Here is a 22,975-nt window from a genome sequence, read left to right as displayed (position 1 = left end):
AAATACAAATGATGAAGTAAGTAGGGAAAAGAAGTAGCAAGTTCCACTAAAAGCGCCAAGAACTATTTGCTCTTGGCGCATCTCATTATTATATATCTAATGTTATTAAATCGCGGAGTTCTTGATCTTCTAACTCGGTCAACCACTGGCTTGATTGAATAAGCTCTTCTGATAATGCAGATTTCTGCACCAGCATCTTATCAATTTTTTCCTCGATCGTGCCAATTGTCACAAACTTATGGACCTGCACAAATTGTGTCTGTCCGATTCGATATGCTCGATCGGTCGCTTGGTTTTCAACAGCAGGATTCCACCAGCGATCTGCATGTAAAACATGATTAGCTGCTGTTAAATTAAGTCCTGTTCCACCAGCTTTCAAAGAAAGGATAAATATAGGGAAATCTCCTGCCTGGAAAGCCTCTACTAAGCGGTCTCGCTGCTGCTTAGGCATGGCACCAGTTAAAAATGGTGCATCTACATTATATATTTCACTAAAGCAATGTTGTAGCAATTGTCCCATTCCAATGTATTGTGTAAAGATGAGACATTGCTCGCCATTGTCCACAATCTCAGCTGCCATTTGTACAATGCGTTCTAGCTTAGTCGAACGTGCAAGCATTGTTTCGGCATCCTCGAAAGGTTCCTTTAAATATAAGGCAGGATGATTACATAGTTGCTTTAATTTACTGAGCATCTTTAAGACGCGACCCTTTTTTTGAAAGCCTGTTAACTGCTCCAGCTGATCAAGCGTCTCTAAAATATAGCCCTCATAGAGTGAAGCTTGCTCTGTTGTTAATGGACAATATTCATTCGATTCTAGCTTATCTGGTAAGTTAAGCTGTAAATGTGGATCTCGCTTTGTACGACGCAATAAAAATGGCTGAATTTTAGCTCGAAGCTTCTGCTTATGCGACTCTGATTCGTCCCGTTCAATAGGCAAAATAAATTCTTCATTGAAGCGACCGAAGCTACCTAGATAGCCCTTATGAATGAAATCAAAAATAGCCCATAACTCAGATAAACGATTTTCTACAGGTGTCCCAGTGAGAGCAATGTGATGGTCACCTAGCAATTTACGAATGGCTTTTGATTGTAATGTTTGCATATTTTTTATATTTTGGGCTTCATCGAGTACCACCGTTGCCCAATCGATATTCTGTAAAAATTCAGTATCCTGTGACACAGTACCATAGGTTGATAAAATGACATGTGGTCTTTCTGCTGTCACTAGCTGTTTAAACTCTTCATCCTTTGCTCGATTTGCTTGATAATGCGTATGCACAATCAGGGAAGGAGCAAATCGAGCAAGTTCTTTTTGCCAGTTCCCAAGCACTGAAGTGGGACAAATAATGATAGATGGTTTTGTGTAATCAGTTGATGACTCATAAATATGAAGCAAATAGGTAATCAATTGAACCGTTTTTCCAAGGCCCATATCATCAGCTAGACATGCACCGAAACCTTGTTGGCGCATAAAGACTAACCATTCAAAGCCCTCTAATTGATAAGGGCGTAATTCGGTTTGTAGAGACAATGGAATCGAGACGGCAGGCAAGCCTTTCTTCTCCAAAAGTTGCTCCATGTATGCTTTTAATGATTGTTGTATTTCCAATGCAAAGATTGGATCATCTCTCAGTGCATCATCTGCATCTTCTTCCTCAAGAGGGGCAGACAAGTCTTCTGGTAACTCTCTAAATAATAATTCTCGAACAGTCCAACTTTCTTCTTCTGCTTGTTGCATCAATTCACGCATTTCTTGCATCCAATTGGCATCTACTCGGAACCATTCAGTACCAATACGAATAAATTCACGTTTCTCATCCACAAGTTTTTTAAATTGCTCAGCTGAAATCGTTTGTCCGTTCATAGAAAACTGCCATTTAAACGTTAAAATATCATCTAAACCTGCTACCTTCCTTGTGGAAACATTACTGGTTGTCACGCGTACTCGAATTTTGGATTGTTTTAAATCCTTTAGCCATGCTGGCAATACAACATCAAAACCAAGTGCCTGCAATCTAGCAAGATCCTCACGTAAAAAAGAGCGAACTTCTAAATCTTCCAGTGTCACACGAATAAAGATATCACTATTGATTGTATCGATGGATAGAAGTTCTACAATTTGCTGTTGTTGCTGCGTAATTTCAGTCGCGAACATTCGCCACTTTGTAGGTAGTGCTTCTTCAATAGGTAAGGATTGTTTACGTATAGCAGGTGTCCAGTAGTTTTTGGTTGTAGCAGTGCTTAGGACCGTTTCTAATAACCATACATCGGCATCTTCTTCTGGCTCACTTAATCGTAAAGAGACGGAAACAGCTCCAGCTTGACGAGCTTGATCCAAAGGCCAGCCGCCACGTAGGAAAAAGGGTAGTAACTTTGGTAAATCAGCTAGTATTAGCCCAACCTGTGAAAGCTTCTGCTGTACAGCCGTTTCCAATAATGCTGAATCGATATGATCAATAGGGAAAGTTAATGATGAAAAATCATCTGCAATCACAGCATGTGACCAAAGTGATGGCTCTTGCCAGTATGCTTGTAATGCATAAACTTTATTTAACCATTTTATACTTTCTTCATTTGCACCAATCCAATTAATGAAGGGGTGCTGGAAGCTTGTTGAAAAAATATCTAGTAACTCAGCCGTAGAAACTTCAATCGTAAAATCAGCCCGATTTGTTAATAATCCATAAACATTTGCCTCATAAGTAAAGAATAGCGAAGAAATTAATGTATCAACATCGATTGCTGTACCATTTGCAGTAAAACCCTGCAACGTAAAATATCCTTCCCGAGCTACTTCGATACGGAGCTGTTGTGTTTTGGAAAAAGGGGAAGGAGCATTTATTGTCATCATACTAAGTTTCCTTTCTCAATTTCTTCTTGTAACGCACGTAGTCGTTTATATTCTGCACGAATGGTTTGCATATATGTTTCAAAATAAGCTGCTTTGCCAGCTCGCTTTGCAGCGCTACGCATACTTTTCCAAATACGCACAGCCTGTTTATAATTTAAGCGTGATTTTTGTGCAATTTCAGCCATTGCGTAGACATGATATAAAGGTAAAACAGTTGCAGGTTCAACCTGTAATACATCCTTTAATCCACACATTTCTAAGTAGGAGAGGGATGATGGGTTTAGTTGATGTAGAGCGGCCCATTCCCGATAGTGACCTTTTTTAATTAAAAAACTTGAGAAGGGCTGTAGTCCATACACACCAAAGGCACTGTAAAGCATTGCTTCCTCTTCCTCCGTAAGCTGAATCTCGTCAAATAAAAGTTGAAATTGCCTTACGTATTGGGCACGCTGAACGACTGGAACGACCTCCTGTAGAAATACTTCTGTCAAAGGTAAAATTGCTCGTAAAATGATTGCTAATGAATAGGACTCTCCAGCACGTTGAGCAAAAGTAGCTAGTTCAAACAAATCCTGCATTTGTGGTAAATCAATCTGTGCCAAATTTTCAAGCAATAAATCCTCTTTCTGTAATAGCACATAAAATAATAATTTTAACGATTGTAGAGAAATTTCTGTTGAAGGTTTATCAAGATTATCTATAAATGCCAATTCATGTTCACGACGAGGCTTCTCATAAAAAAGCACTGCCCATAGTAGCATGTATAGACGAAGGCGATTGGCGAAAAGCCCTTGTCTTTCTAATAAAAATTCTCTTACTAGCTCTTGGATGGCATCATAAAATGGATCTGTCGCAAATAGTCGTGATCGATTAGAAAGCTCTGTAAGAATGCTCTCAAAAGATTGCGTGCTTTGCTCGATAAAATATTTCATATAAGGTGAATCTAACGAATGTCCAGTTGTTTCATTTAAATGCCGCCATATTGAATTAAAAATGGCTAGTTCCATATAGAGCTTATAAAGAGGTTGCCATTCACGCTCAAAGGGCATATGTCGACGAAGTCGCTCCAAAGCATCGGTTCTTACAGCGGAAAGCCCATAGCCTTCTAGTATGCGGCCAGGTGGTAATAATCGTTTCATCACCTCATCCACCATCATCGACCAGCTTTGCGGGCTGCGTTCATCTGCTAAAGTTTTTAATTGAACTGATTTTTGTGCACGCCAAGCACTCGACCAATTTTGAACCGAATCAAAATATTGGTAGAGAGCGAGTAAAGCACCTACTTGATGTCGACACCATTTTGCTTGAGGACAGCTACAATGTAGCTCTTCCTTTGAAAAATCAATTTCAACAGAAGCGGGTCTGACATCTTGAACACTTGCATATAATATAGAACTTGCTCCATTAAATCGTTCAAAAACAATGGATTTATTCCTTACTGAAAAGACAGCACGGCGCACTAGTTCCTCATCTTCGGTAGAGGATGGATGTAACCCTTGTTCAGCTTCTTTTAATTTAGTCAGCACAAATGCTTGATGTTCCTTAGCTAATTGCGATATAGACAATGCCATAACCTCACTCCTTTCATCTTGTATGGCTATAGTTAACATTGTTAATTGTAAAAAGGAAAAAAAGACTGTCCTTCCATTATACGATTAAAATGCAGTAATGATAAGCTGAATGATCAGAAAGAAAAAAATGAGTTAAAGATAGTTAACAAGGCTTTTGATTTGTGTTAAAATCTGAATAATCAGATAACTAGGGAGGGATGAATGATGATGCAAGTTCAATACATGAAGCCGTTTTACACAAAAGTTACTGGAGATAAATTACGTCTCGTATTTGCTTATCAATATTTCTCTATTTTAAAAGAGAATGAGATTTTCCATTTCATTCCCATAGAAGGTAAAGAGATGATCATCAACATGAAGACACAGCAGATTGAAAATTTATCTGAGGTTTTTGTTTTCCAAAAAGGAAATCGCTTTATTCGGTTACCACTTTATCAACTATTGCTTATTACCAATGTTCATGAGCATTTAGCACCAATACTTGAAAGCGCTACACCAAAGCAACAAATTCAAATGGTTTCTACTGTGACGGTTGGCGAAATCGATCAGCTTATTGCAGAGCTAGAGGAGAAAAATTTGGATCATTTGATTGATCAGGCATTACTAGAGAATGATAAAGAACTCTTTTTCGAATTGCTACAGCAAAAGAGCCATCAACTTGGGGGTTTCAAAATTGAATAGATGGAATGTCCAGTAAGCACCTACTTATCATAAATGACAAGCAGGTGCTTTTATTATGTAGGTAATCCACTATAAAATGTTAAAAACGCATAAAAAATTAGAAACCATTTCCAATATTAAGGTCAATAGATGAGATGTTGGACCGATATAAAAACAAGAAGGTGGTGAAATCATGCTTGGTAAGTGGTCAGCAACAGGGATGGCAATCCTGAATAATATGAATCGTCATTATGGGACGATGAGTAAAGCCATGCTACGAATTTCTTCGGGATATCGAATTAATAGTGCAGCGGACGATCCAGCTGGACTGGCGATTTCTGAAAAAATGCGTGCTCAAATTCGTGGCTTGAATATGGCAGCTAAGAATATACAGGATGGTATTTCGCTTGTGCAGACGGCAGAAGGGGCACTGAATGAGACACATGCCATGATTCAGCGTATGCGTGAGTTAGCAGTGGAGGCAGTCAATGATACATTAACAGATGATGATCGTAAAAAATTAGATTTGGAATTTCAGGAATTAAAAAAGGAAATCCAGCGCACATCAACCGATACAGAATTTAATACGAAGACATTACTTAACGGGGATTATGAAACAAATGGCATCAAGATTCAAGCAGGCGCCAATGCAGGACAGAGTATCGAATTATTTATCAATGGGATGGGGTCTGAGAAACTTGGGTTGAAGGATGCTTCTATTGCTACTCGTGAGGAAGCGGAAAAAGCCATGTCTTCGATGGATGAAGCCTTAAAACAAGTTTCCAATGAGCGCTCACGTCTTGGTGCCTATCAGAACCGCTTGGAACATGTCTATAATGCCAATGTGAACACGGCTGAGAATTTACAAGCAGCAGAGTCTCGTATTCGAGATGCGGATATCGCAAAAGAGATGATGACTATGGTGAAGGCGCAGATTTTAATGCAAGCAGGTCAATATGTTTTAGCGATGCATATGCAACAGGCACAATCCATTTTAAAATTATTAGAAGTAGGAAAAAAATGATGAATTTCAATGTTAATTGAAATTCATCATTTTTTAATGTTTATTTTGACAAAGCATCAATTGCTAATTTAGCAGTTGCAGTTGCTTCATCTTGCAATGGGATGACGGCCTGGCGCATTTTTTCTTGAACTGTTGTATAGGATTCAAGAATGGCTACAGCTTGTTTAAACAATGTTACACCATTCCAATCATCAACCTCGACATGACCGATGACAGGCTGATCAACGATATCAGCAAAAGCATCAATTTTCGGATCATACGAAATGGCAATAAACGGTGTTGCATAGATTGCCGAGAAAATTAAGGAGTGTAGTCGCATACCTATCAATAGTTGAGATTGACCAATCACTGCGATTTTTTCCTCAATAGATAAATCAGCAGGAGCAATCAAGCTCTTTTCCTTCATAAGTGCTGCTACTTCCTGTGAAGTAGTAAAATCATGCTCACCATGCATAGGGAGGAAGACGATTTGCTCACCCTGACGTACTAATTCATCTAGGCTGTGTGCAATTTTTTCTTTGTAGGCAACAGCGGAAGGCCAATCTCGAACGCTTACAGAAATATAGCTATCGGCTGACAAAGAGACATTTTCTAGCCAATCACAATGAAAGTCATTACCGTTCAATCCCATAACAGGATCTGGCACGATTTTTGTTTCTTTTCGTACACCGATCTCTGTTAAAAGAGCTAAAGAGGCTCTATCTCTGACTGTTATTTGCTCGACCTTATTAAAAACTGTACGAACAATAAATTTACTAAGCGGGTGATTGATTGGACCCATGCCTTGGGCGTAAACAAATACTGGTTTTTTCAACCATTTTGCGATTTGAATAACGCCCGCATAGTAAGGAATCGTTTTCAAGCTTGTTTGATCCTGCATGAGACTACCACCACCACTAATCAGTCCATCCGCTGTTTTAAGTAATTGGCGAATTTCTTTCATTTTCCATCGGTTAATGGCTTTGACACCATATGTTTGCTCAGTAGCTGCTGGATTATTAGATAATACCGTGATCTCTATATCACTTTGCCACTTTTTTAAAGATTGGATAATGGACAGTAGAATGGCATCATCTCCGACATTATCAAATCCATAATAACCAGATAAAACAACGTGCATTATGACCACCTCGCGATTGCCTTAGAAACCCAACGATAACCGATTTTGAAGATGAGGATAAACACCAATCCTACTACAAGACCTAGCGATACACTGTATAGTGTACGTAATACAGATACAGCTACAGGAATGTGTAGATGAGTAAATGTATTCATGATGGATAAGAAACCGATAACACCTGGTACTAGGAGAATACTTCCCCATTTGCGATTAATACCCATTACATATAACGCTAAAATGAAGAATGGGAAACCAATTAAAAATTCCTTTGTTCTTGGTCGAACATACAATGTATTTTCTAGCCATTGTCTAAAGGCTAATTCCATATCACTTACAGAGCCAGAGTTCCCTGTTCGGCTAATGTAAAATAATCCGACACCTGCCAATACAACTAGTAGTAGCACATGCCAATATTTTAACTCTTTATTTAACAATGTTACCGTATTCGATAAAGAGTTCTTAATGTTTTGTTCAGCTAGTCGGTTAATCTCAATCACTGAAAATAGTAAAACACCCATTATTGGAATAAGATAAACAAGCTTAACCCCTTTAAATACAGCAAAGCCTGTCATAAAGGCATTACCATTCAATAAGCCAATAACAATTACAATGCCAATAACGCTAATTGCTACTGCCTTTAAGTATTGGACCAATATGTTAGACACCTTCGTAGAACCTTGCGCTGATTTGATGACTGCATAGGTTGGGGCAAGGACTGCAATAATGAGTGCAAATGCTTGTAAAAATAGAGTGCTTTTCAGAATAAAGTACGCAATTGCTAGTACAGCCATAAAGCCAGCTGCCGCGATACGAAGAGGCATCCATTTTACTAATTCTGAAATGATAAAGGTAAATAAAATACCTGCTACTAATACGGCTGCTGTGACCCAAGCTGGTACGACTACTTTATCAAATAGCTTTGGTTCACCTGCTTTGAAATGATCTGGCATTGTGTCATGCACACCATTTAAATAATCAATCGTCTCTTCTACATTTTCTTTGGCATTACCTGTTGTTTTAATATGATAGAAAATGGAGCGAATATTACGCTCTTTGACAGCTCGTGTTGTACGATCAATACTTGCATTTAGTTTTAATTTAGTCTCTCTGTTGACATTGATACTATGCAAACGAATCATATTGTAATCCGTCATTTGAGCGATTTTACTTTCGCCTTTAAGTGGGTTACTTTCAATTGTGTAGAAGTAATAGCCAGCATCATTTAGTTTTTCAACTAATTGATTGCCGTCTTCTTGGCCAAACCCGATGGCTTCATCACCTTGACCAAGTAAGCGGCCTGCAGAAGCCTCTTTTAAAGCGACTAATTGATTAACCAACTTTTCATTAGCTACTTCATTATCTGCATTTTCCACCTTAAAGATGTGGGCTAGTCCATGCTTACTAATCATGTCAATAGCAGGCTGATCATAGCCAATTGGTGTTTTTAAATCAAAATTGTGGTTAGAAGTAGGAAGGAAATAAAAAGGCTCTTCTCCTATTTGTACTTCCTCTGGTTCAATGCTCTCCATGATCAGCTTTTGATAGCTTTCATTTTCAGGCACTCGAATATAATAGCCGCTATTAGAGATATCAACAGCATCTTTATAAGGTGTAAACAATAATTGTGCTGCTAACTCACTTTCTTTATAAACGGTAATTAAGTTTTGCTTTTCCATTTCCTTTAATGTTAAGGGCTCTAGACTCACAGTATTCAGCCCAGCATCCTTTAAGGAGGAAAGAATTTCATCCATTGTTAGGTCGCTATTTTTTTCTGCGGTTTGTATTTCATCATAGGGAATAACAATTTCATAAGCATCATTCGATTGCTCCGCATTCCACCTCTTCATAATACCTGTAGAGGAAACGACGAGTAAAAGAACAATGATCCCCCAAAGCCATTTCTGTTTTGACATAAGTGTCCTACCTCTCTTATTTATGAAAATCTTTTTCCGATAACAGGGATTTTCTTTAAATCTTGTTTATGAATAGCTTTCATCAACCATAGTAGAAGGAAGTAAAGAGCCCCACCAACTACGATTGCGACAGTTAGATAGCCCATTGCCGACATTCTTGACCAATGTGTAAAGTCAAGCCAAAGTGTTGGTAATCCAACTGCTGCTCCCATTACAATGGAAGACACAATCATTTTCACCGTATCTTTTCCAAGGACAGTAAAGCGAATCATACGATAAATAAAGACAGAATTCACAATAAATAACACAAAATACACTAACAAAGTTGCATAGGCAGCACCATCTAAACCAAATGCTTGAATAAGGAAGATGTTAGAAAACACCTTAAGGACAACACCACTCAAAATAATGAGAGCTCCTGTTTTGGCAGCATTCATACCCTGTAGAATTCCTGTTCCAAGCAAAGTTAGTGATGTAAAGACAGAGCTTAGATTGATGATAGCTAACATTAAGCTTCCCTCTAAGTCTTTAAAAAGAGCTAAATTTAAAGGTAAGGTTAGGGCTAGTAACCCAATCGCAGCTGGCCATGAAATAAGGTGTGTCATACGATGAGTTTGTTCAATAATAGTGCGTGTTTCATCCAATTTACGCTCAGCTAGCTTCGTTGTAATCAACGGCACAAGGGGCAAGATAATTGAAGAAGCAAAAACAGTCGTAATTTGAACTAATGTTAGTCCTCGACCATAAATACCATAAAGGTAGCTAATTTCACTCGCATCTGCACCAGCACTTCTTAAGCCATATGTAACCGTAAAGGAATCAACAAAGTTAAAGAGTGCCATTGTCACAGAACCGATCGCAATGGGAATCGAAATTTTTAAAATGGTTTTACTGTATTTAGAGAAATCCTTACCAGAATATTTCTCCTTACTCGTCACTTTTACCGAAGAACGGAAATATTTAAAGAGTAAATAGAAAAGTGAACCGAGGGCTCCTAATACAGAGCCTGCCATAATTCCACCAGCTACGATATCATTTGAATAATCCATTGCTACTAGGAAATATGCCACAATTAAAATTAACGCAACACGTACTAACTGCTCAATCACTTGAGAGATGGCAGTAGGGCGCATATCCCCAAAACCTTGGAAAAATCCACGATAGACAGCCATATAAGGAGCTACCAGTAATGTAAGGGCAACAATAATTAAGGCAATCTCTGTTGAGGGCCCACCAAGTGCATTCGCTATCTGCTCTGAAAAGCCGTAAATGATTGTAAAACTAATGACGCCAAAGGATAATGCAAGGATTCTTGCAGTCACATAAATTTTCTTAATTTTGGCAGTATCATGACTCGTCCTAGCTTCGGCTATTAACTTAGAAATAGCGATAGGGATACCCGCAACGGATAAATAAAGTGCTACCATATAAACAGGATAGACAAGACTAAAAATACCAAGTACTTCATCACCAGCAATATTTTGAAGTGGTATACGGAAGATACTTCCGATTACTTTGGAAAGTAAGGTGGCAATCGTCAGGATGAGTGTGCTTTTAACAAATGTTGACTGACTCATTTTGTTTTGCCCTGACCTTTAAACTTTAATGCAAATACCTTTAAAGCAAAGCGAGGGAGTACAAGCATTCTTCCAAATCGACTCGGCTGGCGTAACAGTCGATAGAGCCATTCAAGATTTAACTTTTGCCAAATTACTGGTGCACGTTTTACAGTACCAGCGATGACATCGAAGGAGCCACCTACACCGATAAATACACCCTTTGAAAATTTTTCAAGGTTTTCTGTTATCCATTTTTCCTGTCTTGGTACACCTAATGCCACAAATACAAGATCAGGCTGTAAAGTTGCAATTTCATTTGCAAAATCATTATTATTCCAGTCGAAGTAGCCATCATGATAGCCAACGACATCAACATTTGGATAGTTTTCATGAATATTGGCAACCGTCTTTTCGATGGTTTCCTTTTGAGCACCTAATAAATAGATTTTAAAATGCTTTTGCTGACCAACCTCCAACAGACGTACCATCGTATCATAGCCAGTTACACGCTCTGGAAGTGAATCACCAAGGATTTGTGCAGCCTTAACGACGCCAATGCCATCCGCACAAATGTAAGTTGCCTGCTTTAAGTAATTCATGACAGTTGGATTTTCATTTGCCTGCATGACAACTTCAGGATTGGCTGTCACAACGAAAGTTTTTTCTTGCTGTTCAATACGATTAACGAGTAAATCAACAAACCCTTGCTGACCAATATGTAAAAAGGGTACGCCCATAATCGTTACATGCCTCATATAGTGTTCAAACCTTTCTGTAATTCCATTTTCACTGCAATCTATCATACCACAAAAGCAATATTGACAGGAAATTTTCGATAATGGGTTTAACGATGATTACCTAAAGTATAGCTCTGTTCAGTAACGATTTTTACATGGAATAGCAATCGTCCTATTAAGCTTTTTTAGGACCCTATTTTGACATAGAATTTACTAAATTTTAGGGGGATAGTATGAAAATTATATCCTAAAATTTCGAGTTTCTTCTATTATATAGCGCTTTCATCTCGTTGATAAAAAATGACTAACAAAAAGAGTGCGAATTATCATCGCACTCTTCTTTTGCGCATCCTATTAAAATCATTTTTTTACAATATAATCGCCATGTACCCAGCCTGTTTTTCCGTTGTAAAGCACCTGATACCAGGCACCATTTTTTATAAACTCACCTTTATCGTCTACAACACCGATAATAAAGCCATTCGGTTTAACAGTACCTAAAATAGCACTTGTCGTAGATGGTTCACTTCGAACATTAAGTGTAATGTTCATATTAACAATTTGTAAGCCATTTTCGAGACTCACATAATCATCAATCACCCAGCCCTCTTGTCCATTGACACTTACTTTCAACCAACCACCATTTTCACCAAGAACTTTAAAGGAGGTATCCTTTGGCAAATTCGTCATAATCGAAGCATTATCTGCTGTATTCGGATACGTTCTCATATTGAGATTAATCGTCGTTTTACCAGTTGCTCCAGCTAACCCTAAATCCAATGCGTATTGCTTCGATGGACTCGGTAATGAAGGAGCGGAAGATTGACTTTGATAGGCAGGCACATCAAACACTAGGTTTGTTGTCGTACTAGCACCAATTATTTCATAAATATCATAGATCTTTTTCGCTTGAATGACAGCCCACATCACATGTGTTGCATACTGGTGGACTGTCGGATTATCAGGATTCCAACGCATTTTATAGAGCGTATCCTGCCCCCTGCTAATATACTGATCCTTTACAAATTGGGCACCTCCGATAATGGCATCCTGAACAGTAAACCAGCCATTTGTATAAGCGCGCTCCGCACCATACTTATTAGCATCAGCATCAATAGCGCCAATACCGTAAGCATTGTAGGTTGTCTTAATAGCAGTTAATTTATCACGATTTTCTGGTGTTGCTACCATCGGCTTGCCATTTGTATCTAAGCCAACCTCGATCCCTTTAATAAGTGCAGAACCACCATTGGCTGTTTCATGCAAGGCATGGGAGACTAAATAAATAGCATTGATCTTATTGTCTATACCAGCTTGAATAAAGGCATCCGCTGTACCTGCTAAGCTTCCTTTATTGGTAAGTACTTTATCATTTAGCTCTTTTGCACTCAGATTATTGACGACAGTAGATAATTTTAGGAATTGATAATAAGATGGGCTATCCTGCATAAAGCTTTTTGGGTGTACATAGTATGACACTAGTGCCTCGCTAGCCGTGAAAATGCCAGCACCATCGACCTTTGGATTATTCATGGTTTGTTTACTCACTACAGAGGAGTAATCATGTGAGTAATTCGTCGTCATGTATTGCTTACCACCCGTCCCAGGAGCCTCTAGATGGATTAAACGATAGAGCACGGTAGCTGCCTCAGCACGAGTTGTTTGAGCAAGAGGTGCAAATTGATTATTTGGCTTCCCAACAAGTAGTCCTGTTGTGACGACAGCTTGTACATCAGCATAGGCCCATTTGGCAATGCGCGCATTATCACTAAAAGCAATAGGGGAGGAAGAAGTATTGATGTTTTGATAAGTAAGAGCTCTTTTTAACATAGCGGCCATTTCCTGACGATTAATGTGATTATTCGGATGGAACTTGCCTTGCTCGTCACCTTTAATTAGCCCATGATAGCTTGCTTGCTCGACTACCCCATAATACCAGTCACCTTTTTTAACATCTGTAAAGGTCGCCTGACTAGAAGCTGCTGGTAAGTTCAGTGTTCTAACAAGAAAGGCTGCAAATTCAGCACGCGTGACAGCATCATTCGGACGATAATGGCCGAATTCATCACCCTTCATTAAATCGTTGGTAATAAGATAGTTCATTTCATGGTAGGCCCAGTGCTTCGAAATATCTTCTGCTAAAGCAGAAGTTGGCGCAAGATATAACATGCCTGCTAGCACGGCCCCGTAAAGAGGAAATTTACGTTTCATTTTTAAAGCTCCCTTCAATAGCTGATATGTTCTATCAAACTATCAAAAGTGTAGCATAAAAAGTGGCAATCTATTATTACAACATGGGGACAGATAGATTAAGCTTTTTATTTAATAAAGAAGAAACTCATAAAGTTGTTGGGGAAGAGGCAGAATTCGCTAAGAAACGCCTTCTATATTTCTGTTTCTTTACAATTATAACTAAAATATTACGGGAGTCTTTAATTTTTGACAATTTAGTAACCATTCCAGAAAATGCTTGGTTATTATTGAGAGTAAGGTATAATAGGTAACGGAACTATATGTTACCAATCCAAATGAGGATATAATTAGTTGTAATTTTAGTGGTTTCTATTAAATACCATATTAGGTATGGTAAAAAAATCTTCTATAACTAAATTTATGTCCCAATGCTTGAATTTCGGAAAAGATAGTGTTATATTATTGTAGAAAGTGAATAAACTTACTAGAATGGTATTCTACTACGCTTTTTCTAGTAAATTTACTAACAAATTTGCTTTAGTTTTGTATTATTCAAGAAAGCTATAATACATACATTTAGGTAACTAGGCGGTACTATAGTTTTCGTTGGATTAATATCAATTTAAGGAATTTTAGGGAGGAATACATTAATGGCAAAGCAAAACAAAGGCCGTAAGTTCTTCGCGGCATCAGCAACAGCTGCATTAGTTGCATCGGCAATCGTACCTGTAGCATCTGCTGCGCAAGTAAACGACTATAACAAAATCTCTGGATACGCTAAAGAAGCAGTTCAATCTTTAGTTGACGCTGGTGTAATCCAAGGTGACACTAACGGGAACTTCAACCCACTTAACACAGTAACTCGTGCACAAGCTGCAGAAATCTTCACGAAAGCTCTAGAATTAGAAGCTGACGGCGATGTAAACTTCTCAGACGTTAAAAAAGGTGCTTGGTACTACAACTCAATCGCAGCAGTAGTAGCAAACGGCATTTTTGAAGGCGTAAGTGCAAAAGAATTCGCACCAAACAAATCTTTAACTCGTTCTGAAGCAGCTAAAGTTCTTGTAGATGCTTTCGGTTTAGAAGGTAGCGAAAGCCTAAGCCAATTCGCTGACGCTTCTCAAGTTAAACCATGGGCTAAAGATGCTCTAGAAACTGCTGTAGCAAACGGAATCTTCACTGGTTCTGAAGAAAACGGTAAATTAAACCTAAAACCAAACGCAGCGATCACTCGTCAAGACTTCGCAGTAGTATTCGCTCGTACTCTTGAATTAGTTGATACAGAAGCACCAGTAGATGCTACTGTAAAAGCGATCAACAACACAACTGTTGAAGTAACATTCGACGAAAAAGTTGGTAACCTAGATGAGCTTAAATTTGAAATCGATGGCCTAGAAATTAAAAACAAAGCTCACAAACAATCTAATGATAAAGTAGTTGTATTAACTACAGCAGCTCAAGAAGTTGGTAAAGAATACACTGTTAAATTAGATGGTGAAGAGATCGGTAAATTCAAAGGCGTTGAAGCTGTAATTCCAACAGCTGTAGATGTTGTTGAGCAATCTTTACAAGCTAAACTTGGAACTCAAGTAACTGTAAAAGCTCAAGTTAAAGTGGAAGAAGGCAAATCAAAAGCTGGTATCCCTGTAACATTCAACATTGTAAATGCACAAGGTAATCAACAAAACCCAGGTGGTTCTTTAAACCAACCTATCATTGCTGAAGCACACACTGACGAAAATGGTGTAGCTACTTACACTTACACTCGTTATGCTTCAACTGCTAATCAATTAGCAACTAGTGACGAGGTGCAAGCATACGCAACTGGTAACGCAACACTTCGCTCATTTGGTAAAGTTTACTGGGCAGCTATTCAACCATTAACAATTACTGAAGTAACTGAAGGTAATACAATTAACAATGGTGCGAAAAAAGTTTATAAAGTTAAAGTTGCTCGTGAGCACGCTGAATATCAAGCAAATTCATTTGTAATTGATGGAAAAACTTATGCAGCTGGTAGCTATGTAAACATCGCATATGAAGAAAACTTAAATGTAACTCCAGATAAAGCTGTAAAAGCTGTGGATGTAATTGATGCAAACGGAACTAGCTTAAGCTATCCAGGTCAATTCACAACTTCTTTAGGTAACCAAAGCAATGTTAAAGTTGTAAAACTTCTTGTAAATTCTGATGGTGAAGCAACATTCACATTATCAGGTAGCAATGGTAAAGTAACACCTATCGTATTCGTTGACCAAAAAGAAAACCCAGCAAATGCTTCAGGTCAATACGGTCGTTTCAATCCAACTGAATTATTTGCTAAAGCTCCAACTGTTGACTTCAGCAAAATCCAAAATCTTGGTTTAAATGTAACTTCAGCTGGTACTAAAGATGCTGCAGCTTACCGTAACGTACCAACATTTGGTCAAAAAGATGCTGCAAGCTCGTCTGCAAGAGTATTTGCATACCGTGATGATGCTCCACTTGCAACTGGAAAATCTGCTTCTACAAAATTAGAGGAAGATATTGCAAACACAGGTGGTCGTGATTATAAAGCAGTATTAACAGATAAAGCTGGAAAACTTGCTCCAAGTGGAACAGTTGTAAAAGTTTCTGTTGAGAGTGGTTCAGCTTTAAAAACTACTGGTCCTATCTACTTAGTAGATAACAACCGCCAAATTGTCTACCAATTAGACAACTCTAAAACAACTGAAGAGTTTGCTTTAGCTACTGATTCAAAAGGTGAAGTTTCATTCACACTATTCGGTAACAAAGATAGCTATGCTACTCCAACTGTATTTGTTGAGACTGGTGACAAAACTGGTTTAGATAAAAACGATTTACAACAAGTGGGCGAAATTGCATACTTCGGCGATGTGAAAATTAGCACTGCTAAATTAACTGTAAATGGTAAAGATCAAAATTCTGCATCTGTATCAGAGGCAGCTACATTCTCTTACAAAACAGTTGATCAAAATAACAAACCATACTTCAATGGAACTGAATTTAATGTTAACTTCCAAGTAGATACAACATTTACTTCAGCAACAATTTATGATGCTCGCACAAATGCATTATTAGGTACTGTAAACCAAGGTAGCGCAGGTTCAGGTAACTTCACTGTTCGTACTACTAATGGTATTGCTTCAATTAAAGCTGTATCAACAAACGGTAATACAGTTAGCGTTCATGCGACTTCTGCAAACTTACCTTCTTTAACTGCATCTGCAACATTCACTAAAGTGAATACAGAAGGTATTGAAGCAGGTCAATCTGTAACTGGTAAAGTAATTGCAGTTGATAAAAATACTAACCGTATTTTATTATCTAACTCTACTGGTTCTGTAGTATACGAACTGTCTTATGATAATTCAGTTCTTTACACAGGAGCTATTCAATTACTTGAAGGTACATTTGAAACTGATTTATCTGTAGGTGATGAGTTAACATTTACTCAAGCAACAGATAAAGATAAAAAAGTGTTCAAAAATACAAACGTTAATTCAGGTGTTACATTAAAAGATAATGTTAAACTTGTATTATCTTACAATGATTCAGTTTATGACTTTGCAAATGGAACAATCGGAAACGCTGTTTCTAAAACAGCTGCTATCGAAGTTCAAGGCAACAATGTAACACTTAAAAACCTTACTTTAAATGGTAATTTAGAAGTTACAGACAAAGTAGTAAACGACTTTACTTTAGATACTGTTAATGTAACAGGCACAACTACAGTTAAGGGCGGAGATGGCAACACATTCAATGCTATTAGCTCAAATCTTGGTCTTGTATTCTTAGATATTAAAGAACATATTGCGTTAACAAACTCAACAATTGCTGAATTAGTAGCTAAAGTAACAGGTTCTTCTGTAACAGGTACTGGTACTATTACTACAGTTACAGTTCCAACTGGCGTAACTGCTCCATCAGTTACTGGTGTAACTGCTCCTGCAGCAACTCCAGAAGTACCATTTACTAACGTAGTAGTAAATACAACTGGTGACACTGCAACATTTACATTTGCTGCAAATGTTCAAGCTAACATTGCTTCTGTATCTGGTGGTACTGTAGCAACAACATCTGGTGACACTGTAACAGTTAAATTTGCTCCTGCACTTGTAGGCGGCCAAGTAGTAACTGTAGTAAGCGGCGGTAAAACTTACACTGCTACTTATACAGCTGGATCAAATCAATTAACATTTACTCGTAAATACTAATTTTAAAAATTAAATTAGTTAGAGTTAATTAAATTAACAAAACCCTATGAAGAGTAATTTTCATAGGGTTTTGTTCTTTTTGTGTCTTTTGAAAACCCCTTGCTATGCGAGGGGGCCAAAGAGCTTCTAGCTATGGACAAGAAAAAAACCCCATCCGTAAAATGAAATCAGGTCTGGTCAACCGACTTCGTACGAAAGGGGCTCCAAATGGATAATAAAAGTTTAGCACACACGACATGAAATTGTAAGTATTACATCGTCTTTGCGGTAAAAGCTACAGCCTGTCCTGATCATATTCATATGTTGGTGAGTAATTTTTCCAAAAATAAGTGTTTCATTGTTTGTGGGTTATTTGAAAGGGAAGAGTAGTTTGATGATATTCGATCGGCGTGCGAACCTGAAATCAAATATGGAAATAGGGAGTTTTGGTGTCCCGAATATTATGTAGATACACTAGGACGAAACAGAAAAATTATACAGAAATATATAAAGAATCAATTGCAAGAGGATATTCTTGTGGATCAAATGACCATGAAAGAATTCATTGATCCATTTACAGGAGAAGAAATATAAGTAAAAAGCGAAAATAATAAAACTACTTTAGAGGTAGCGTGAAAACGGAGTGCGGTTGCCTGACTTTAAGTGTCTTTAGACATGGGCCAGTACCCCAAGTGTTTCACTCGTAGAGCAAAAAACTAGTTAGACTTTTGGTTCTGATTAAAATATTTTAAAATAATCGTAGTTTAACTAACTACCAAATACTGAAATCTAGAAAAATAATAAATTAGCATTTCTTTGTAGGTAACTAATATAAAAGTTCTGTATTGTCTAAGTCAACAGACAATAAGTCAGAGTAAAATTGATTATTGAAAGTAATTGTGAATTGGAAAGTAGGTAATCATAGAGAATAATACTAAAGTTGATGTCATTAACAAAAAGCTAATGAAGTTATCGTTGATAAGAAAGCTTAAAGTCCAATCAACTTATTTTGAAACAAAAATTAAAGGCGTATCAAACATAGTTTTATCTTTTGCTAACTGGCAGTCTACCCTACATATGGATGCTAATTTATAGTATAATAACGATATGCGAAAAATGACAAAGTTTGAGAAGGGTAGAGTTATAATGACATTTACTGAACCAATAAGGAAATATATATTATCAGGTATGGTGGCTTTTGTAGTAATTGGTCTAATAGTGGCGAATGTGATGGCCGATAAACAAGATGAGGAATTTAAGAATACTGAAACGTTATATGGGCAAGCCATTCAATTACAATCAACGGGAGATTTGGCTGGAGCAGAAGATGCAATAAAAAGAGTTCTTAAAAAACAACCTAAATCTGAAATTGCGAATTATACGGCCGCCTTACTTTCTGCACAAAATGGGAACATGAAACAGGCAGCTATTCTTATGCAAAAAACTTTAGATTTAAATCCTTATAAAGTAGAAGATCCTACTTTTATGATTCAGTTAGGAGAAGTTTTTATAGGTGCTGAGAGATTTGAAGATGCTAAAACTGTCCTATTACGCTGTCAAGAATCTGGTTGGGCATCAGAAAATATCCCTAACTACCAAGAGCATGTGGCAACCTTGCTAGCTCAAATCGAAAATTTACAACTAAAGGAAGGTACGAATAATGAGTAAGTTTTACGAAAAAGTTGCCTATCGTGATGTGGAGGAAGACATAAAATCGCAAAAATCTGTAGACAAATGGATATTTGGATTACTTCTTATTGTAATAGGTTTTGTACCATTAATCGTGATGGCGAGTGTAGTAGAGGTTCAATCGCCACTCGTTACCAATGTAAGTGTATTAACCGGTGGAACAAAGGGTGATCTTTTTACGCACTACAAAGGTTTGGCTGTGTTAGTCATTACTCTATTAGCAAGTATTATGTTTATGGCTAAAATATTATTTATGAACGGTGAGATTCGAAAAACAAAATTGAATTATGCAATAGGAGCATTTGCTGTAGCAATTGTGTTATCAACAATTTTTTCACCAAACATTTCTATTGCATTACATGGTCAATATAACCGTACAGACGGTGCCATTAGCTGGTTATGTTATTTAGCATTGTTTTTTATTGCGATGAATATTGAGTATCCAAAAAAAGTAATAAATTATGTTTTATATTCCTTATATCCTTTTGTTTTTATTAACTTGTTTATCATTACTATGAATTTTTACGGTAATGATTTGTTACAAAAAATAGCAATACAAAAAGTTGTAAAAGCCTTTTTACCTGCAGGAGCAGATATTGGTGAAGGTTCAGTTCTTGTTGGTACATTAAACCAATGGAACTACATGAGCGGAATGTTTGCTATTATGACCATACTATTTTTAACTGCTGCTGTTTTAGAGAAGCATATTGGACGAGCAATAGGACATTTAGTAGTTGCAGTTATATCAACTGCCATCATGTTAATGAGTATCTCTACAAGTGGTTTCTTAACAGTCTGTTTGATGATGATTGTTGTATTGTTTACAGTAGTGAAGTCTGAGAAAAAGATACAAAGTTTTACTATCTTTGCTGTATTTTTAATTATAATTGCACCAGTGTTTCATGTATTGGCTAGTAAAGATGCCCGAGTGTGGACTGAATCAGTAGGGTTTGTTTTAAAATCAAACCCCTATATGAAGGAAGAAACTTCCTCAGTAACAAGCACTAACAGTAATCTGAAATTTGACTTGTTTATGAAGGCTTATGCAGCAGAAAAATTTGAGTTACCTGTATTACCAGAAAGAGGGTTAAGTGCTGGTACTGGACGTGTTTATATTTGGGAGAAGGCTGTTGAATTAGTAAAAGAAAGACCATTACTAGGGTATGGTTTAGATACCTTTATGTATAATTTCCCTCATTATAATATAGATGCACGTGCAGGAATATGGGATGAACAAACTATTACTGATAAATCACATAGTATGTACGTTGGTTGGCTTTATGGAACTGGCATTATTGGTTTATTATGTAGTTTGGTTGTATTAGTTACCTCACTATTTAAACCATTGAAAGCGGTTATTAAATCAAATAATGGGGCAATTTGGATACTTTTGATTGCTTGGGGAGCATATTTAGTACAAGCGCTATTTAATGACAGTTTGCCAGGAGTATCAGCACCTATGTGGGCTATAGCTGGAATTCTTCTTGCAATTACTTTTGATAAAAGTCAGTTTGAATTAAAAAAATAAACAATTACAGCTCACTTTAGTGAGCTGTAATTGTTTAAATAAATGTTAGTATCTAATGAGGTGAAGATGAAATTTGAATTATAAATTTAGAATGATTTCACTATTAATCATTGATTCTATTGTGGTATTAATCTCAATTTTCTTAGCACACTTTTTCTTAAACCCATTTAATCCCACTATCGATTGGATGTTAGTGTTAAGTTCTATTATTTTATTAATAAGTCACCATTTATTGTGCTTATATTTTCATTTATATCAAAGGGTTTGGAAATATGCCAATATTGATGAGTTGGTGAGTTTGTGTAAAGTAATTATACTGTCAGTAGTTATAGCAGCTATGTCGCAACTTATAATATTTAAAACAATGTATGAGCGAGGGTTATTTCTTACATTAATATTACATCTCGTATTTTTATGTGGAATTAGAATGTTTTGGCGTTATCTGCAATTAAGAAAGGATAATATATTATTAGAAAGTCCTTTAAAAAGAAAGGCGACGCTTATATTAGGGGCAGGTGTATCAGGACGAAATATCTTAATAGAATTGCAAAAGGCTGATAGTATTCTTAATCCAGTTGTATTCTTAGATGATAATCCTAAATTAAAAAACTTAGAAATAAGTGGTATACCGGTAGTTGGGAATTTGAAAGAGCTAGAATCGGTTGTTGAGCATTATAATATTAAACATATTATCATTGCAATACCAAGTTTGAAAGGAGAACCATTACAACAAATAGTTAAAAAATCTAAAAGAGTTTGTGACAATGTACAGATTTTACCTAAATATAGAGAGTTTGCAACTGGAGAGTTAAGTTATAGTAAGTTTAGAAATGTTTCTATAGAAGACTTACTAGGTAGAGATCCTGTTACCTTAGACAATGACTCTATTTCTAAAAAAATAAAAGGGAAAAAAGTGCTTGTTACAGGCGCTGGTGGATCAATAGGCTCTGAGCTTTGTAGGCAAATAATAAAATATGAACCTAATGAACTCATCTTGTTAGATCATAGTGAGTTTAATATTTATAAAATTTCACGTGAACTTCAAATAATTAAAAAACATACTCAACTTAAATCAGAAATTTTAAGTGTGGAAAATCGTGAACGTGTGCAAAAAATGATGGAGAAGCATAAGCCTAATATTATTTTCCATGCAGCTGCATATAAGCATGTACCTTTGATGGAGGAAAATATATACTCGGCTGTTGCAACAAATATTTTAGGTACAAAAAATGTAATTGATGCAGCAGAAAAAGTAAATGTAAATAGCTTTGTATTAATTTCAACAGATAAAGCAGTAAGTCCATCAAGTATTATGGGAATGACAAAAAGAATCGCAGAATTAATTATAAATGAAAAGAATATTCATAGCACGACAAAGTATTCATCTGTACGTTTTGGAAATGTTTTAGGAAGTAGTGGTAGTGTAGTTCCTTTATTTAAAGAACAAATAAATAATGGGGGCCCTGTTACTGTGACACATCCGGAGATGACGAGATATTTTATGACAATTCCTGAAGCTGCTCAATTAGTAATCCAGGCAGCAAGTTTTTCAAAAGGTGGGGAAACATTTGTCTTAGATATGGGACAACCCGTTAAAATTGTCGATTTAGCTAAGCAACTAATTAACTTATCTGGTTTTTCAGAGGATGAAATTAAAATAACTTATACAGGTATTCGTGAAGGAGAAAAGATACATGAAGAGTTATTTTATGAGTTTGAGGAGAGGTATAGTAAAGTGCATCCTAAAATAAATGCTTTTACTAATGAACAATATATAAGCAACATTAGAGAGAAATTACAAGATAATTTACGATATAGTGAGGAAGAGTTAGAGCAGCTTCTTCAAACAATTTTGAACAATGTGGAGCAAAAAAAGCTTGTAAAAGAAGTTAGTATTTAATAACAAATCAAAATTGAAATGGATTATCTTG

At 36.8% G+C, this 22,975-nt stretch carries 13 protein-coding genes and 1 pseudogene; 7 read left to right on the top strand and 7 right to left on the bottom strand.

The features are described from left to right. Nucleotides 1–88: 88 nt before the first annotated feature. Together JIN86_RS11625 and JIN86_RS11620 are read right to left on the bottom strand one after the other, a co-directional pair. Complete coding sequence (locus tag JIN86_RS11625) at nt 89–2,854, bottom strand: DEAD/DEAH box helicase (protein WP_202342005.1); 2,766 nt, start codon at nt 2,852–2,854, stop codon at nt 89–91. After that, a complete protein-coding gene (locus tag JIN86_RS11620; RefSeq protein WP_202342004.1) occupies nt 2,851–4,425 on the bottom strand; it encodes a hypothetical protein in 1,575 nt (524 codons plus the stop codon). Before JIN86_RS11620 ends, JIN86_RS11625 begins: the two co-directional genes overlap by 4 nt. Nucleotides 4,426–4,629: 204 nt before the next feature. Between JIN86_RS11620 and JIN86_RS11615 the strand changes: the two genes are divergently transcribed. Together JIN86_RS11615 and JIN86_RS11610 are read left to right on the top strand one after the other, a co-directional pair. Continuing rightward, the gene (locus JIN86_RS11615) at nt 4,630–5,106 is read left to right on the top strand and encodes an IDEAL domain-containing protein (protein ID WP_202342090.1); all 477 of its coding nucleotides are present in this window, start codon (nt 4,630–4,632) and stop codon (nt 5,104–5,106) included. Between the two features lie 172 nt (nt 5,107–5,278). Then, nucleotides 5,279–6,109, top strand: coding sequence for a flagellin N-terminal helical domain-containing protein (locus tag JIN86_RS11610; RefSeq protein ID WP_202342003.1), 831 nt, complete (start codon nt 5,279–5,281; stop codon nt 6,107–6,109). Nucleotides 6,110–6,149: 40 nt separating this feature from the next. On the opposite strand, the gene csaB is transcribed toward JIN86_RS11610, so the two are convergent. The 5 genes from csaB to JIN86_RS11585 form a co-directional block, all read right to left on the bottom strand. Then, nucleotides 6,150–7,229: a polysaccharide pyruvyl transferase CsaB gene (csaB, locus tag JIN86_RS11605; protein ID WP_202342002.1), complete on the bottom strand. Its 1,080-nt coding sequence runs from the start codon at nt 7,227–7,229 to the stop codon at nt 6,150–6,152. Then, nucleotides 7,229–9,142: a DUF5693 family protein gene (locus tag JIN86_RS11600; RefSeq protein ID WP_202342001.1), complete on the bottom strand. Its 1,914-nt coding sequence runs from the start codon at nt 9,140–9,142 to the stop codon at nt 7,229–7,231. The genes csaB and JIN86_RS11600 overlap by 1 nt, the downstream gene beginning before the upstream one ends. A 20-nt stretch (nt 9,143–9,162) precedes the next feature. Continuing rightward, nucleotides 9,163–10,719 carry a putative polysaccharide biosynthesis protein gene (locus JIN86_RS11595; RefSeq protein ID WP_202342000.1) on the bottom strand — a complete coding sequence of 519 codons (1,557 nt, stop codon included), beginning with the start codon at nt 10,717–10,719 and terminating at the stop codon, nt 9,163–9,165. Then, a complete protein-coding gene (locus JIN86_RS11590; RefSeq protein ID WP_237497245.1) occupies nt 10,716–11,456 on the bottom strand; it encodes a WecB/TagA/CpsF family glycosyltransferase in 741 nt (246 codons plus the stop codon). The genes JIN86_RS11595 and JIN86_RS11590 overlap by 4 nt, the downstream gene beginning before the upstream one ends. Before the next feature lie 342 nt (nt 11,457–11,798). Beyond that, complete coding sequence (locus JIN86_RS11585) at nt 11,799–13,649, bottom strand: S-layer homology domain-containing protein (protein WP_202341999.1); 1,851 nt, start codon at nt 13,647–13,649, stop codon at nt 11,799–11,801. 632 nt (nt 13,650–14,281) lie between these two features. On the opposite strand from JIN86_RS11585, the gene JIN86_RS11580 reads away from it, so the two are divergent. The 5 genes and pseudogenes from JIN86_RS11580 to JIN86_RS11565 all read left to right on the top strand — a co-directional run bounded on the left by JIN86_RS11580 (nt 14,282) and on the right by JIN86_RS11565 (nt 22,944). After that, the gene (locus tag JIN86_RS11580) at nt 14,282–17,848 is read left to right on the top strand and encodes an S-layer homology domain-containing protein (RefSeq protein ID WP_202341998.1); all 3,567 of its coding nucleotides are present in this window, start codon (nt 14,282–14,284) and stop codon (nt 17,846–17,848) included. A 255-nt stretch (nt 17,849–18,103) separates the two neighbouring features. After that, nucleotides 18,104–18,421, top strand: a pseudogene (gene tnpA, locus JIN86_RS23555) (IS200/IS605 family transposase). 552 nt (nt 18,422–18,973) lie between these two features. Further along, on the top strand, nt 18,974–19,495 hold the full coding sequence (locus tag JIN86_RS11575; RefSeq protein ID WP_202341997.1) for a tetratricopeptide repeat protein: 522 nt from the start codon (nt 18,974–18,976) through the stop codon (nt 19,493–19,495). Continuing rightward, nucleotides 19,488–21,044, top strand: a complete 1,557-nt coding sequence (locus JIN86_RS11570) for an O-antigen ligase family protein (protein ID WP_202341996.1) — start codon at nt 19,488–19,490, stop codon at nt 21,042–21,044. Before JIN86_RS11575 ends, JIN86_RS11570 begins: the two co-directional genes overlap by 8 nt. 73 nt (nt 21,045–21,117) lie before the next feature. Continuing rightward, entirely contained in the window at nt 21,118–22,944 is a 1,827-nt protein-coding gene (locus tag JIN86_RS11565) for a polysaccharide biosynthesis protein (RefSeq protein ID WP_202341995.1), read from the top strand. Nucleotides 22,945–22,975: the final 31 nt, after the last annotated feature.

This window comes from Lysinibacillus sp. HST-98 (assembly GCF_016757845.1).
GTDB classification, from domain to species: domain Bacteria; phylum Bacillota; class Bacilli; order Bacillales_A; family Planococcaceae; genus Lysinibacillus; species Lysinibacillus capsici.
Note: the sequence above shows the minus strand (reverse complement) of the source record. Positions and strands in the feature narration are given on the sequence as shown.

What these genes read in the sequence shown, in the direction of transcription:
- JIN86_RS11580 (WP_202341998.1), top strand. Translation starts at nt 14,282, where the DNA reads ATGGCAAAGCAAAACAAAGGCCGTAAGTTCTTCGCGGCATCAGCAACA.
- JIN86_RS11625 (WP_202342005.1), bottom strand. Translation starts at nt 2,854, where the DNA reads ATGATGACAATAAATGCTCCTTCCCCTTTTTCCAAAACACAACAGCTC.
- JIN86_RS11570 (WP_202341996.1), top strand. Translation starts at nt 19,488, where the DNA reads ATGAGTAAGTTTTACGAAAAAGTTGCCTATCGTGATGTGGAGGAAGAC.
- JIN86_RS11575 (WP_202341997.1), top strand. Translation starts at nt 18,974, where the DNA reads ATGACATTTACTGAACCAATAAGGAAATATATATTATCAGGTATGGTG.
- JIN86_RS11590 (WP_237497245.1), bottom strand. Translation starts at nt 11,456, where the DNA reads ATGAGGCATGTAACGATTATGGGCGTACCCTTTTTACATATTGGTCAG.
- JIN86_RS11600 (WP_202342001.1), bottom strand. Translation starts at nt 9,142, where the DNA reads ATGTCAAAACAGAAATGGCTTTGGGGGATCATTGTTCTTTTACTCGTC.
- JIN86_RS11615 (WP_202342090.1), top strand. Translation starts at nt 4,630, where the DNA reads ATGATGCAAGTTCAATACATGAAGCCGTTTTACACAAAAGTTACTGGA.
- csaB (WP_202342002.1), bottom strand. Translation starts at nt 7,229, where the DNA reads ATGCACGTTGTTTTATCTGGTTATTATGGATTTGATAATGTCGGAGAT.
- JIN86_RS11620 (WP_202342004.1), bottom strand. Translation starts at nt 4,425, where the DNA reads ATGGCATTGTCTATATCGCAATTAGCTAAGGAACATCAAGCATTTGTG.
- JIN86_RS11585 (WP_202341999.1), bottom strand. Translation starts at nt 13,649, where the DNA reads ATGAAACGTAAATTTCCTCTTTACGGGGCCGTGCTAGCAGGCATGTTA.
- JIN86_RS11610 (WP_202342003.1), top strand. Translation starts at nt 5,279, where the DNA reads ATGCTTGGTAAGTGGTCAGCAACAGGGATGGCAATCCTGAATAATATG.
- JIN86_RS11595 (WP_202342000.1), bottom strand. Translation starts at nt 10,719, where the DNA reads ATGAGTCAGTCAACATTTGTTAAAAGCACACTCATCCTGACGATTGCC.